The sequence below is a fragment of the Candidatus Nitrosotenuis cloacae genome (assembly GCF_000955905.1).
Lineage (GTDB): Archaea > Thermoproteota > Nitrososphaeria > Nitrososphaerales > Nitrosopumilaceae > Nitrosotenuis > Nitrosotenuis cloacae.
In genome coordinates this window covers 234,192-248,785 of sequence record NZ_CP011097.1, presented here as the reverse complement: position 1 = coordinate 248,785, position 14,594 = coordinate 234,192, and the positions used below count along the sequence as shown (strand labels likewise).

The following is a 14,594-nucleotide window of genomic DNA, read 5'->3' as shown; positions in this document are numbered from 1 at the left end:
AATCAGTGCAACAAACGTGCAAAGCGTTTGATCTATTGACTAATATCAGAAAACTCGGTCCAGTACAGCTCTTCTATTTGCTGGCCAGATAACGCCTCATCATCATAGATTTTCACATCATGAACTATTCCACTGAACTTGTTTAGAACATCACCCGATGAGTGACGCGCCGTGGAAACATATGCGCCAACCACCACATTCGCCTCAGAATGCGAAAGCTCTGCCTCCCTTATGTCTAGTCTCCCAGAATCCACGACAAAGACGTTTTCCATCTGGATTTGCTGCTCTAGTGCCCCATTGACATACAGCAATACCATATTTCCATTAATGACTCCCACTATGTGAGATAGTCCTTGTATTGATGTGGTACTGGTAATCTCTGTCCACCTCATTCCATCATATATTGCCAGTTTTGCGACATATTTTGGTGGTAAGACATTGTTAATTGATAGGATAAACGAGTTTTCCTTGGACAGTATGGTGTATTCGTCCGATAGATCCCCATAGTTTGGCTCTACCCATGCAGAGATTGTGACCTCATTGGTTAACGTGTCTACGGATTTGCTCACCAAATCATTATTCTCAAATGTGTTGATTCCCTGGATTTTCGCTATTCCCTGCTGTGCCATTTGGCCAGATCTGGATATGCCAGTGCTTGGAGCCTCGCTTGACTGTTCTGCTTGTGGTGGAAAGCTAGCAAATCCTGCACCAACTATCATGATTCCCATAGTCCAGATGATCGCTGCCTGATCAACTTTCACACCATAAAAACAAGAATTTCAATATTAAAACATGATCATGCAATTGTGAAATTATGAAATTACTTGGAAAGTGTGTGTTTTGGTTTTTGTTTTTTTATGGTTTTTGTTGCCTTGGTCAATGACTTTTCTTTTTGCTCATCTTTTTTAGAGTCATCTTTTGGAGTGATTCCTTGTTGTTGAACTGATTTTGACTTTGCAGGCTTTACCTTGTCTTGTTTTTTGTCGGTTTTCTTCTCTGGTTTTTTCTCGATGGCTTTTGCAGGCTTTTCGGATTTGGTCTCTTTTGGAGCAGTCTTGGATAACCCTTCAATGAAATCAGCGTTTACCTTTCCATGGCCAAAAACATTTTCCGTGTTTCCAGATGTGGGTAGAATTTTTTTGTCTGCATTGTCCTGCAGGTATGATATTATCTGGTTTGGTTTTAGTGTAGGCATTTTCTCCAGCATCAACGCAACAATTCCCGCAGTGTGTGGCTGGGCAGCAGAAGTTCCATAGAATGATTGACTACCATATGCATGGGTCTGAACGGCGTCAGGGCCCACAACACTTGGTACTATTTTGCCATTATTTGTAGGGCCTTGCGAGCTGAACGGCTCTAGTTTGGCATTGGCATAGTTTACTGCACCCACAGATATTACCCCCTTTGCATCAGTTGGGACACTAACGCTTCCCTTGCTGGTAGGATATTCAACAATGTCATTTTGGGCAAAGACCTCTACTGTCACCTTCGGTTTTGGCGATGTAGTGGTGATACCAAGATTATACGTGCCAGGACTGGTAGGAACATGGTAAATATACTCAAATTCATCGCCCTTTTGCTTTTGCGCATTGGACGAGCTGGCAACTACCTCGCCGTTTGGATCAGTCAATACTACATTAAGATCAACTAGCTTTTCCCCATTCCACATCACATATGCCAGAATTGGGATCTGGTTTGCTATTCTGGTCTGCGATACATTAAATGACAAGCCCTCATCGGTTCCAGAGAATTCAGCCCACCCATCAGAATCAGAATCAACAAAGCTGTTCTCCCAATGGGTTTCCGCATAGTTACCAGAGGATACAACAAACGGAATTCCCTTGTTGATTGCCTCTTCAACTTTTTTAGTCATTGGGCTGGTGTTATCAGTTGGATAGTTCATCCATCCAGCAGACATGGAGATCATGTTTACCTTTTTGGATATGGCATAGTCCATTGCCTGCAAAAATTCCGCCTCTGTTGCAAATGTGTACAAATATAGCTCAGATTTTGGTGCAACATCCGTGATTATCTCAGACACTGCCGTGCCATGCACATATTCAGTTCCAAAGCCCTTCATTGGGATTAGCTTGTTATCAAAGTCATATCGGAACGATTTTGATTCAGATACTTTGCCGATTTCCGGATTTGCAGTGTCAAATCCCAAATCAAGAACCGCTATTTTGATTCCAGATCCCAACGTTCCCTTTTTTTGGATCTGGTCTGCCCGGATAAACTCGACTCCTTCCGATACGATTCCGTTTTGTATTGCCCTAATCGGTATCTGAATTTTGTTTACCTCCGGCATCTGGATCAGGTTTTTGATTCCCTTGATGTCAGATAGCATCTGGACAAAGCCTGATGAGCTTGCCTCTACTTTGCCGAGTTTGGCAAGCTTTTGCATAGTATCAGGCTTTGCGTTTACTGCTAATGCTATTCGTATTTGGCCTGCCTTGTAGTCAATTCCTTTTTCTTTGGCATATTGTTCGGGGTTTGACGCAGAAAACAGTCCAAAAATTTGTGTGTTTACCTTTGGCTCAGATATGGTGGTAGGCTCTTGCACCTTGTCCAAATCATTTGGTATTGGATCAGCTACTTGCGGCTCGGGCTTGTGTTGCAGATTGGCATATGCCTTTTGGTATTCAGGGTCTGCAGTTTCTGTTTTTTCAACCGACCAAAAGTCCTTAATTGTCCTAGTAAGGGAGTAGCGGTCCTTGTCCCACATGTTAATGACAAGATCAGACAGTTCCATTTCATTCTCGAAGTCAACTAATGCCACCAGCCTTACTTTGGGCCCATCATCCACCAGATTAATTGAGGCATCAGATATCAGGTTCTTTGGATCGTTTATTGAAAATCCTCTATCCCTATCAAACGTGATGACAGTCTCGCTTGGATCACCCTTTACTCTTCCGTGCATGTTTGGGTATATTGAGACGTGTTGTATGTTTTCAGGCCCAAGCTCGGAATAAAATTCCAGAGAAAGCTCAGAGGGCTGTCCAGATATTACTTGTTGTGTGATTATTTTGTTTGGATTATCCTTGGATACAAGGCGATCATACTGATCCAGAAAATAAGATTCGCCATTAATTACAAGATCAGGAATTTCTTCGGATATTAACTCTGGGGGCTCAAACGATATGGCAGATGATTTGGTGTCAGGTCCACTACCACTTGTAGAGACGCTTACTGGAAACGCGCTGACAGTAAAATTAAGAAATGTTGCAGGACCTACCGCACTGATATGGGTGGCATTGTTGATTTGCGCCTTTATTCGGTATGGCCCATTTGGTAGCTGAGTAGTACTTAGTGTGAAATTGATAAATCCATTTGTAACATCGGTAGCAGTCATTGTTGTGGTGATTGGAGTCGTAAAGTTTGCAGGAGTTGTGCCATTTAGGAGCCGTACCGTGTTTCCAGCAGAGTTGGTTGCGCCATTAAAATAGACTCTGATCTGGATTTGGTTTGCATCCGTTGCTTCTGCAGTATCAATTACCCCATCGGCAGCCTCTGGCCCGCCAGAGATGGCAGTAGGCGTGCTAATCAGCGCGAATACGTATTGAAATCCAATGATAACAAATGGAATAATAAAAATCCAAATTAATCGTGAGCGCAATATGTATTAAAAAAATGCCTACTTTAAAAATAATTAGCGGGGGTTATGAAATTATGATTATTGCTTTCGTAGCTATCCCATCATATGAATAAACCACTCATGGATGCTGAAGGTGTATGGGCCCACAGGGATTAGAATCTGATGAGTTCAGGGGTTCATATGCAAAATAGAATTTACAAGATTATCAGATGAGAATTTCTTAGATAAAATTATCCGGTAGTAGTTTGTTCTTGGGAATTATCATTTGGTTCTATGTATTCAGTACCTTCTTCCTCTTCTTGTCCCTCTTCAATAGTGATGTATTCTTTACTATCTTCTTCTGAGGATTCGTTCAACTCTCATCAATGGAATGCCAAAGATATAAAGATGAAGAAAATTCCAATCAGAAGTAGGATATTGCCAGCATAGAGAGTTTTGGCTTTTTTGTTGTTACGTTTTGTAAGATCCCGTACTAATCCTCGATATGTTTTCAGAATATGTTTTTGATATGAACCAATAGGATTACCTTTGTTTGCATTGTAAAATGCCTCTAATGCAAAAACCGGTCTGGGTTTGTTTTCTTTGTTATTTGTGAATGGAGTTAAAACAATAATTGATGGTATATAGACAATATCAAAAAAACAATTCCGGTAATAAATAATGAATTATTTATTTGCACCAACATACCATTTTGTATTAAACCGAATATTACGGACATTAAAGCAGAAATGATTCCACTATAACCAGTCTGAGTTCCTGCTTTTTGATCTAAATGTCTGCTGTAACTAACTTCTTCTTCTTCGTAACGTTTGATTGCAATATCAATAAAATGAAGCACATCCGTTCTACTCACATTATGTATTAAGGTAGTATGATTTCTAATTTACAAATTCTAGATCTGTTTGGGGCACGGCTGGTCATAATCATTGTATATGAACCCCTGAAAATGGTGGGCCCACAGGGATTTGAACCCTGGATTTTCGCCGTGTAAGGGCGACGTCATAACCGATCTGGACCATGAGCCCAGCAAAATTCCTTTTCAGAAACCATTTAAACTTTGAGAGAGTCTACACAAAAATCATTGAACCGCACAGATGTAGGATTTTTTTGCAGCCCGATTGGTCTTGGGCATGCAACTCGCGATGTAGCAATTGCAGATTTTTTGGACAGAACTTCAACCAAATTTGTGACTGGAATTGGTGCGGCAAAGCTCATCTCAGAATATGGATTTTTGGTAAATGACAAATACGCGCCTCCAAACTTTGATGTACAAAACGGTGCACTCAAAGGTTCACTCAGGTGGATTTGGAATTACTATCAATATTACAAGGACTGCAAAAAAATATCTCAAAAATTCATCAATGATGAGTCACCAAAGATTGTAGTCAGTGATGAAGATTTTGCCTCACTGACAATTGCTCAGCAAAAAAAAATACCAACCATACTTATCACGGACATTTTGGAGACCAATTTCACAAAAGGAATCGGAAGCATGATCGAAAAAAAGATGAACCAGTCCATGAAGCAGATAATACAAAATTGCCACACGGTGATAATGCCAGAGACAGGCCCAGACGAAAATAACATCAGACGTGTGGGCCCAATTGTGCGGCAGACTAAACATACAAGAGACGAGCTAAGAAAGAGATTTGCTTTTGATAAAAATACCATTACAGTCAGCGTTGGCGGAACAGATGCGGGAAAATTCCTAGTCGATAAAGTATTGGAAATATCACCAAAGCTAAAAGACTATGATATAATTTTGATTTCAGGACCTGCACTGAAAATACAAAATGCAAGTATTAGAAATTTGGGATTTGTAAACAACTTGCATGAGATCATTTACGCATCAGACTTGGTCATCTCATTGGCAGGAAAATCTACAATAGACGAATCAAGTGCATATGGCACGCCTGGAATATTTATTCCAATCAAGGGCCACTTTGAGCAGGAAGACAATGCAAGATCAGTTGGTTACTCCTTTGAGGACATCAACAAGCTAGAATCACTAATTCCACAAAAAATAGAATCAGAGAGGGCGCAAGCCCAAACTGATGGCGCAAAAAAAGCAGCTCAAATAATACTAAATCACATCAGCACGAATCCTTAAAAGTGGTTTTGATTTCAAATTATCTTACTTGGAAAGACTAATTGTTGCAAAGTTTGGCGGAAGTGCAAGCGGGATTGATGGCGAGTTTGTATCAGACATAATATCAAGAATAAAGCAGCTAACGCAGGACTCCAAGGTAATTGCGGTTTTTTCTGCACCACTCACCATCCACGAAGGTAAAAGAAAGTCATTAACAGATCTAGCATTATTGATTGGCAGAAAGTCAGAGGAAGGAAACATTCCAGACATTACCCCAATCAAACAATCATACGCAAAAATTCTGTCTTCCGTCTCAGACCAATACAGACCAGAATGCCAAAAGGTGATTGACTCATTTTTGGATAAAGCGCTACAAGCATTCTCAGATGCAAAGGAAAAGCACTCTTTTGCGGATGATACACGTTCAAGGGCACTTGCATTTTCCGGTGAGATACTCATGTCTAATGTGATGAGCTACATTCTGAGAAGCAATGGGCTCAAATCAGGTGCGGCAAGCTATGACAGCTGGCCCATCATTACAGACAATAACATAGAGTCAACTAATTTCTTGGCCTCAGAATCGGCAGCAAGATTGGGACCACTGGAAGAACTGGTCAAAAACAACCAAGTAGTATCCATTGGTGGATTTATCGGAAAGACAGTCGACGGCATTGAAACCACATATGAGCGTGGAGGCTCAGATAGAACAGCTGCTGATCTTGGAATTTTGTTTCACAAAAAATATGACACTCGAATCGACTTTGAAAAAGATAGTGCCGTAGTATCTGCAGATCCAAGAGTAGTAACAAATGAGCTAGAAGACATTACATATCTGTCATACAATGAGGCAAGAATTGCAGGCATGTTTGGCATGAAGATATTGGACCCAATTGCAATCAAAGAGATTTTGGAAAACGGAGTGGACATGCCAATTATAATCACCAACATGAAAGACCCAAACAAGACCACTACCATTTTACGCAAGTCAGATAACCAGAACGGCCACCCGCTAAAGATAGTGACTGGCAAGAAAAACTGTGCCATCCTAAAAATAGAAAGCCTGGCAGCAGAAACACTCTTGGAATCACTGGAAAAGGAAAAACGTTATTCCGAGTTTGTCATTTTATCGCCATTTACCAAAGATGATATTGAATTTACAAGGATATTATTTTTGGATGCCGATTACATCAAGCGAAACGAGCGCTATTTCCTTGGATTTGACCCACTAGCTACTATACAGTACAACAGGGGTGTAATCACACTTATTGGTGATCAAATGTGGCGCGTCCACCAAATTGTATCAAAAGCAAGCTCCAGAATTGGAGAAGCAGGCCTCAACATACTAAACATGGATGCGCAGGAAGAGACCTCACGAGTCATCATAGTGGTTGACGATTCCGCAAATAATATAGAAACAGCGATTCGTGCTGTTCATTCAGAAAGGTCAAAAATCACCTTCTCCTGAATGCAGTACAAATCGCATATGGCGCCCTTGGTATTCCAAGAGTGCCATGCTGGGTTTGTTCATGGGCCATAGTCTAGAATTAGCCCGGCGTTACCCAAAACACGCGCTGATTATAATAGGCGATCGCAATATTTAGACCTGATCTATATAGTTCATCTAGAATTTTTTGCGAGCTAGGCACAAATCAGAATTTCATAAAACTAAGAATCAGGCCTGCTCCAATCAGCGCATACCATTTGAGATTACGCTTGTCCAAAAACACATTCTTTGGGCTTAGCTGCTCATCTGTTCTAATTGAGGCTCGGATCTTTTTCATCTCAAAGCCCTGCCCAATTAACCCCGCTACTACAAGTGCCATGGATATTACAGATGACGCTATCTCCACGGTATGACTATACCAGATTCCAGTATTTAGTTGTGCGTGGTGACATAGGATAATTTTTTAATTGGTGCCACATTTCCGACATTCTATGAAAGAAGTGGGAAAAATATGGATGAATGGAAAATTGGTGCCATTCAAGGACGCAAAGGTCCATGTTCTGACCCACGCATTACACTATTCAACGGCAGTCTTTGAGGGAATCAGGTGTTATGATACACCAAGTGGCTCTGCCATATTTCGTTTACCAGAGCATGTTGATAGGTTCTTTCGATCAGCCAAGCTGTATTCTATGAAGATGGAGTTTACCAAACCACAGATAATGGACGCCATCATAAGAACAGTAAAGGCAAGCTCGCTAAAGGAATGCTACATCAGGCCATTGGCATATTACGGATATGGCACTATGGGCCTCACACCCACCCCAAACAAGGTCGATGTCTCCATTGCATGTTGGGAGTGGAAGATGGGTGAATCAAAGGCAGGAAAACAGACAGGTGCCAAGTGCAAGATCTCTAGCTGGATTAGAATTGACTCCAGGTCACAGCCAATGCAGGCAAAGGCAGCATCAAACTATGCAAATGCAGCGCTTGCCAGAGTGGAGGCACTCAAAAACGGATACGATGAGGCAATCATGCTAAACCATTATGGAAAGATAGCTGAAGGGAGCGCTGAGAACATTTTCGTAGTAAAGGACGGCCAAATCTTTACACCACCATTAAGCTCAGGATGCCTCGCAGGAATCACTCGTGATAGCGTAATTCAGATAATAAAATCAGATGGCATGGAGCTAACAGAGCGCGAACTAGAGCGGGATGACCTGTATTCAGCAGACGAGATATTCATGACAGGAACTGCCGCCGAGGTAAAATCCGTTGCCCAAGTCGATGATGTTACCATATCAGATGGTAAGATGGGCAACATCACAAAGACACTGCAAAAATCATTCATGGATGTAGCCATGGGCAAAGACGAGCGATTCATCCAGTGGCTGCAATACGTCTAGAACTAGGTTTTTTTACAGATTTTACCACATCATACCATGGATTCGTGCTCAGTTGGCGGTACTGCAGAACACATTTGCTGGTTTTGCAAAAAGGGCAGACACTCTGAGTGCATGAAAGAAATTCCGACAGATGCCATGTCCGATGGCCCACATGACTGCACCTTTGATACAAAGATGGTTGCCTGCCAATGCCAGCATTAGACTACTGGGACCAATACGCAAAGGATCATCTTACTCAGTACAACGGTGAAATGTCAAAATTCATCAGAGATTTGGTAGTTTCCCTGCGAGTCCAAAGTGTTTTGGAGATAGGGTGCAGTGCAGGAAATGATCTGAAATTATTCCCAGATGAGATGAATGTTAATGGAATAGATACATCAGATATGGCTATAACACTCGCAAAAGAGAATCTACCAAAATTTAGTTTTAAGACAGGCAACATCACATCAATCCCATTTGGGAGCGATTCAATAGATCTAGTATTTACAAGGAATCTCTTTAATTATGTAGATGTACAAGACATCAAAAAAGCAATAGATGAGTTATTTCGCGTATCAAAAAAATACATTTTCAACATTGAATTATTTTCTGAAAATGAAGAAACAATAAACGACAATCCAGATATGCATTATAGAAATATGAAAAAACACTGGCTGGATCATCGAGTCAAAATAATCAGCAATGTGGATATGCACGAAGAGATTGATCCCAAAAAATCAAGATTCACTCTATTAAGAAAAATGTAGATGTATCAGCTAAGTGGGTGTCACTTGCTGCCAGTCTTGCTGGTTGTTGTTTTTACAGGTTTTTTGATTGTCTTTTTCTTGATATCTTTTTTTTCTGTCTTTTTCTTGTCTGTTTTCTTGATGTCCTTTTTGTCTGTCTTTTTCTTGTCTGTTTTCTTGATGTCCTTTTTGTCTGTCTTTTTCTTGTCTGTTTTCTTGGTGTCTTTCTTAGTGTCCTTTTTGATATCCTTTTTGTCGACCTTAGTATCTGATTTTACATCAGATTTTGCTGCATCAGTCTTTGCAGAACCATAGACCCAGAGATGTTCGCCATCGAACTTGATCCTAGAGATTCCCTGCTTACCAAGCTCCTGAATGTTCTCAGGCAGCGGCACATAGCCCAGTGGTTTTGAGAATTTTTGTCCGTCAGTTATCATCCAGTGTAGCATGTGGACGAATGCCTTTGCCATCTCTTTGTCCGAGATTGCTTGGTTAATGTCCTCATACACCAAAAGATACGTAAAACTCACTATAGGATACGAATTCTCGCCAGGCGATAGGATCATGCTTACTTGGCTCCAATCCGCCTCTGGTTTCGGTATTTTCTCTACCGGAAATGCCTTTGCGCCTTCAAAAACGGTGTCAAACGTAGGCTCTACAAACTTGGTCTTGTCACCATTTTGCAAATACGCAACGGTCATTTCGTTTGCCTTTGCATAAGCAAGCTCAACATATCCAATTGCATATTTTGTGTTTCTAGTAGCCCATGCGACTCCTTCGTTTCCTGCAGCGCCAACACCGGTTGGCCATGCAACACTTTTTCCTTTGCCTACTTTTTTATCCCATTCAGGACTTACCTTTGAGAGATAGTCAGTAAAGACATAGGTCGTTCCAGAACCATCAGATCTTCTAGTCACAAGAATTGGTCTGTCTGGAAGTTTGAGATCAGGGTTTGCCTCTTGGATTTTTGGATCATTCCATCTTTTTATCTTGCCAAGATAAATGTCGGCAACCATCTCACCAGTCAGCTTTAGTCCACTTTGTGGGACTTCGGGAATGTAATATGCCAAAACTACGGATCCTATTGCTTCTGGTATGTGCATTGTTCCCGGAACAAGTTCCCGCTCAGATGGAGTCAGTGGTGCATCAGATGCTCCAAAGTTCACGGTTTTTTCAGTGTGCTGCTTTACTCCACCGCCGCTACCAATGGACTGGTAGTTCAGATTTATGTTAGAGTATAGTTTGTTGTATTCTACTCTCCATGTATCAATCAGTGGGAATGGGAATGTAGCTCCTGCGCCGTTTATCTGAAATTGTTTATCAGACTTTGGTGGTTCTGGTCCCTGTGCTGCATCTGCCAGTGGGGTATAAACGCCGGCCATAAGAATCAGACTAAGTACTACAGATAGTGTTTTCTTCATTGGTATAGAATCGAGTTGTTTGTTATATACAAATAATCGACATAGATTACATTTTTTACGTGAATCTCTAGTTTCTATATAGTTTGAATTAATCTATCTTTGATTTTTGCTTTGATAAGGCAAATTTTGGCTTTGAACTATATAGTATATGGGTAAGACCATACCATACCAAATCAATAAAGATTCTTTTTTAGTATAGTAATATCAAAACACCCACAATGAACACACAAAATATGAAAAAGACTTCAATCATTGCAGTCCTTGCAATTGCATCAATCGGATTGATTGTGAGTCTGTCACAAACTGACAGCATACAAGCAGCTGATGCACCAAAAGGTAACAATGTCTATTTGTTTGCAGAGGGAATCAGTCCAACTGCAACGTTCACATTCGGTGACAAAACAGAAGTAGCTGATTTCCAGCTGATCTCACAAACACAGGGATTTGGAAATAACGGACGAGGAACATCACCAGAGTTCACTCTGACAAAGATTGCAGGTGGTACGCCATACCTCTATGCAGCAGTAGACGAAGTCCAAGCAAATGGTCTTGATGGACGTCAAACTGGCGATTACTTTGATTTCAAAGTGAGAGTCGATCTATTGCAAGCAGGAGAACCAGTTAGAGTTCTACAATATGACAGATGTAATATCGTAAACTACAAAGTAGACACAAGAACCGATAACGAGGAAGGATATACTACAGGCGGAAAGACCGGCTTTGCAGTAACTGACACATTCACTATTGGATGTGGCGGATACCACGCAGAAAATCCTCTCTTGGATGCAATGATCAAAGAAGAACAAAACAGAAAACCATACGAATAAAAGAAAAATCAGTTTTTCTTTTTAATTATTTTTCATTAATTACGTTATGAATGGTCTCATTGACCACGGTTTCTATTATATCGCTGGAATATTCAGCAGTTCTCCTAATGTCTTCTAGGGTAAACTTGACAATGGTAGAGTTTTTTGATTCCTTCATTCCATACATGAGTTCTTTTTCCTTTTCCACGACTTGGATAATGTTTGCAGCCACCTTTTCTGCTAGAATGTGGTCTTTTTTTGCCAGCGCCGATATGGAATTCTCAAAGCAAGTGATTGCATCGTTGCTAAGTGATTCCAGTTCCTTGAGGATTTTTGGCTCTAATGGTTCTTTTAGAAACTTTATTCTCTTGGCAATCAATGCCGCATGATCTGCGATTCTCTCTATTCGCGATATTACAGTGCGATAGTTGAGGCAATCAGATGGTCGCTCCAATCCCACATCATACAACATGCTAGAGTTTTGGATTGCCATGATCAGTGTTCGCATCATGTATAGGCTAAATCTGTCCACCTCATCATCCATCCTCACCACTTCCTCGCCATATTCAATGTCAAATTTTTTGAGTGCATCCATTGCCTCGCGGTGCATGTTTGCAGTCATCAGATACATTCTCTTTAGTGCCACATCAAATGTCAGCTCTGGCAGCCTGGTCAGAATTTGTATTGTTATTGATTCAGAATCCGACTCGACTATTTCCGTTCCAATCATGGATTTGCGAACCAGATCCTTTATGAGTCGAGAATGCTCTGGCAAAATTTTGACTCCCTTTGATGTAACCTGAATGGTCTTGTATCCAGTAAGATATAACGCGACTATTTTGCGCCTAATGGACTCTTCAGAGTCTTTCTGGCTGATTGTGAATATGGCTTTTTTTGTAGGCCTCTCATTGTCTGATCCTGGAAACAACGTCAAGGATCGGTTTGAATTTTTTATTATTGTCATGTTATCGCCGTTTTTTATTCCAAGCTCATCAATCCATTTTTTTGGAAGCGATATTGTATAGGTCGAGCCGCCGCTAATCTGTATTCGACGAGTCTGCTTTGTGTCTTCTAATGATTGCACTGATCAACTGAAATGAATGATAGCTAATACTAGTTTGGTCTGTAAACTATATTGATCAATATAGAACTATGTTTGCTAGGTAGACTATGGTGATCCGAGATAAAACAATAACAACAAAACCAAGGTGTTGTTAGCCACTCAAAGATCCACGCGTAGGATACCCACAGACAAAATATTCAAAATAATTGCAACAGTTTCCGGAGTCTATGTTTTAGCAGTAATTGTGCTGATCGTGTTTCAACTGTACTCAGAGTCACACCTAGTTTGGGAGCATGAGGGACTCGGTTTCATAATCGGTGCAGAGTGGAATGCCGTTGAGGGAAGAGAGTCATTTGGTGCTGCCCCATACATTATGGGAACCCTAGTCACGGCGGGCCTTGCCATGGCAATGGGTGTTCCAGTGAGTATTGGGATTGCCATGTTTATCTCCCAGGCGCCAAAATTCATTGCAGGCCCACTTTCTATAGTAATTGATCTGCTGGCAGCAGTTCCAAGCATAATTTACGGATTTTGGGGCTTGCTGGTTTTCAGAGAGTTTCTGCTATACAACATAGAATACCCATTGCATGATGCTTTTGGTGAGAGTGTTTGGCTTTTCTCATCGGCCCCATTTGGTCTTGATATTTTCAGTGCCAGCATAATTTTGTCAATAATGATCATACCTACTATTTCTGCAGTCTCTCGAGAGATAATGATGGCGGTTCCACACATGCAAAAAGAGGCTGCCTACATGCTCGGTGCAACAAAGTGGGAAATGTTCAAGCTGGCAATATTTCCATATGCAAAGACAGGATTGATCGGTGCAGCTATTTTGGGCCTAGGTCGAGCAGTTGGCGAGACCATGGCAGTAACAATGCTGATTGGTAATGCAACAGGCCCAAACGCATTTCCACAAACACTTTTCCAACCTGGGCAAACAATGCCAAGCATAATAGCTAACGAGTTCATCGAGGCCTCGCCAGCATCACTGCATTTGCCAGCATTGATTGGAATAGGATTTACCTTGTTGTTGGTTGCAATTGCAATTAACATCGTTGCACATCTTTTGGTATCAAGAATGCTCAAAGTAAAAGAAGGAGTCATAAACGCATGATGCAATCATCCATCCAAAAAAGAGTAGAGTATCGCGCATTATTCAAGCACAATGTCAGAGGAAGACTAGTCGTCGACAAGATCGCAATGGGGATTGTGTTGGGTTGTGTAGTAATTGCAATAATTCCACTTGGCAGCATTCTGCTTGAAGTCTTCAAAAATGGGATTGCTGCCATTTCTGTAGAGTTTTTGACCCAGGTTCCCGGCGCCGTAGGCTCAGGCACTGGCGGGATTGGTCCTGCCATTCAGGGAACCTTGATCATAATTGGCATGTCTAGTCTGATCGGAATCCCAATTGGAGTAATGTCTGGAATTTTCTTGGCAGAGTTTGGTGATAACAAGCTTGGAAGGACAGTCCGATTCTTTAATGATGTGTTTATGGAATTTCCATCCATTGTTCTTGGAGTATTTGCGTTTTTGACCATAGTGCTATTGCTTGGGCATTTCTCATTATGGGCAGGTGCATTTGCACTATCACTGATAATGTTTCCAATCGTTGCCAGAACCACTGAAGAATCCCTCAAGCTTGTTCCGCTAACATATCGAGAGGCAGGCCTTGCCTTGGGGCTAAGGCAATGGGTAGTCACATTCAGAATAATACTTTCTGCTGCAAAAAGTGGAATGATCACTGGCATATTACTTGCAGTGGCAAGAATCTCTGGCGAGACAGCACCGCTAATCATGACGGTTCTTGGAAGCAGTCAGTTCTTTGCGGGCTTTGACTCGCCAATGGACGCATTACCACTTCGGGTATGGAGACTGTCCTTGCTTCCATACGATAGTGCACAGCTACAAGGCTGGGGCGCTGCATGTGTTCTGATAATGATAATTTTGGCAATCAACATTGGCGTGAGATATTATTTTGCAACAAAAAGCAGCACCAAGAGCAGACTGTTCTATAGAGTGATGGGTGGAAGAAGAAAATGACGGCC

Annotated in this window: 15 protein-coding genes and 1 tRNA gene; 8 read left to right on the top strand and 8 right to left on the bottom strand. The window is 41.4% G+C overall.

The genetic code is table 11. The annotated features are described in order from the left end of the window. Window positions 1-32: 32 nt before the first annotated feature. From SU86_RS01255 to SU86_RS01240, 5 genes are all read right to left on the bottom strand, one after another. A complete protein-coding gene (locus SU86_RS01255) occupies window positions 33-761 on the bottom strand; it encodes a LamG-like jellyroll fold domain-containing protein (protein ID WP_048186918.1) in 729 nt (242 codons plus the stop codon). Window positions 762-820: 59 nt separating this feature from the next. Next, window positions 821-3,616 (bottom strand): S8 family peptidase, encoded by a 2,796-nt coding sequence (locus SU86_RS09330; protein WP_052755415.1) that lies wholly within the window; start codon window positions 3,614-3,616, stop codon window positions 821-823. 209 nt (window positions 3,617-3,825) lie between these two features. Continuing rightward, window positions 3,826-3,951 carry a hypothetical protein gene (locus SU86_RS10070; protein ID WP_256363749.1) on the bottom strand — a complete coding sequence of 42 codons (126 nt, stop codon included), beginning with the start codon at window positions 3,949-3,951 and terminating at the stop codon, window positions 3,826-3,828. Window positions 3,952-4,196: 245 nt separating this feature from the next. Next, complete coding sequence (locus SU86_RS01245) at window positions 4,197-4,448, bottom strand: hypothetical protein (RefSeq protein WP_048186917.1); 252 nt, start codon at window positions 4,446-4,448, stop codon at window positions 4,197-4,199. A gap of 94 nt (window positions 4,449-4,542) precedes the next feature. Next, a tRNA-Val gene (locus tag SU86_RS01240) sits at window positions 4,543-4,620 on the bottom strand. Window positions 4,621-4,676: 56 nt separating this feature from the next. Between SU86_RS01240 and SU86_RS01235 the strand changes: the two genes are divergently transcribed. Together SU86_RS01235 and SU86_RS01230 are read left to right on the top strand one after the other, a co-directional pair. Beyond that, entirely contained in the window at window positions 4,677-5,705 is a 1,029-nt protein-coding gene (locus SU86_RS01235) for a glycosyltransferase (protein WP_048189020.1), read from the top strand. A gap of 28 nt (window positions 5,706-5,733) precedes the next feature. Next, the gene (locus tag SU86_RS01230) at window positions 5,734-7,149 is read left to right on the top strand and encodes an amino acid kinase family protein (protein ID WP_048186916.1); all 1,416 of its coding nucleotides are present in this window, start codon (window positions 5,734-5,736) and stop codon (window positions 7,147-7,149) included. A gap of 184 nt (window positions 7,150-7,333) precedes the next feature. Here the strand turns inward: SU86_RS01230 and SU86_RS09550 are convergent, their stop codons facing one another. Further along, entirely contained in the window at window positions 7,334-7,534 is a 201-nt protein-coding gene (locus SU86_RS09550; protein ID WP_148550709.1) for a hypothetical protein, read from the bottom strand. A gap of 85 nt (window positions 7,535-7,619) precedes the next feature. On the opposite strand from SU86_RS09550, the gene SU86_RS01225 reads away from it, so the two are divergent. The 3 genes from SU86_RS01225 to SU86_RS01220 are packed head-to-tail and all read left to right on the top strand — an operon-like array spanning window position 7,620 to window position 9,280. After that, window positions 7,620-8,534, top strand: a complete 915-nt coding sequence (locus tag SU86_RS01225) for a branched-chain amino acid transaminase (RefSeq protein WP_048186915.1) — start codon at window positions 7,620-7,622, stop codon at window positions 8,532-8,534. Between the two features lie 36 nt (window positions 8,535-8,570). Then, a complete protein-coding gene (locus SU86_RS09840) occupies window positions 8,571-8,735 on the top strand; it encodes a hypothetical protein (protein ID WP_177318906.1) in 165 nt (54 codons plus the stop codon). Continuing rightward, window positions 8,723-9,280 carry a class I SAM-dependent methyltransferase gene (locus SU86_RS01220; RefSeq protein WP_048186914.1) on the top strand — a complete coding sequence of 186 codons (558 nt, stop codon included), beginning with the start codon at window positions 8,723-8,725 and terminating at the stop codon, window positions 9,278-9,280. The genes SU86_RS09840 and SU86_RS01220 overlap by 13 nt, the downstream gene beginning before the upstream one ends. Window positions 9,281-9,300: 20 nt before the next feature. Here SU86_RS01220 and pstS read toward each other — a convergent pair whose 3' ends face one another. Beyond that, on the bottom strand, window positions 9,301-10,680 hold the full coding sequence (pstS, locus tag SU86_RS01215) for a phosphate ABC transporter substrate-binding protein PstS (protein WP_052755414.1): 1,380 nt from the start codon (window positions 10,678-10,680) through the stop codon (window positions 9,301-9,303). A 233-nt stretch (window positions 10,681-10,913) separates the two neighbouring features. On the opposite strand from pstS, the gene SU86_RS01210 reads away from it, so the two are divergent. Then, on the top strand, window positions 10,914-11,507 hold the full coding sequence (locus SU86_RS01210) for a hypothetical protein (RefSeq protein ID WP_048186913.1): 594 nt from the start codon (window positions 10,914-10,916) through the stop codon (window positions 11,505-11,507). A 25-nt stretch (window positions 11,508-11,532) separates the two neighbouring features. Here SU86_RS01210 and SU86_RS01205 read toward each other — a convergent pair whose 3' ends face one another. Beyond that, window positions 11,533-12,570: a phosphate signaling complex PhoU family protein gene (locus tag SU86_RS01205; protein ID WP_048186912.1), complete on the bottom strand. Its 1,038-nt coding sequence runs from the start codon at window positions 12,568-12,570 to the stop codon at window positions 11,533-11,535. 124 nt (window positions 12,571-12,694) lie between these two features. Here SU86_RS01205 and pstC point away from each other — a divergent pair, with 124 nt between their 5' ends. Together pstC and pstA are read left to right on the top strand one after the other, a co-directional pair. Further along, complete coding sequence (pstC, locus tag SU86_RS01200; protein WP_048186911.1) at window positions 12,695-13,663, top strand: phosphate ABC transporter permease subunit PstC; 969 nt, start codon at window positions 12,695-12,697, stop codon at window positions 13,661-13,663. Then, window positions 13,660-14,589, top strand: coding sequence for a phosphate ABC transporter permease PstA (gene pstA, locus SU86_RS01195; RefSeq protein WP_236687726.1), 930 nt, complete (start codon window positions 13,660-13,662; stop codon window positions 14,587-14,589). Before pstC ends, pstA begins: the two co-directional genes overlap by 4 nt. The last annotated feature ends 5 nt before the right edge of the window (window positions 14,590-14,594 follow it).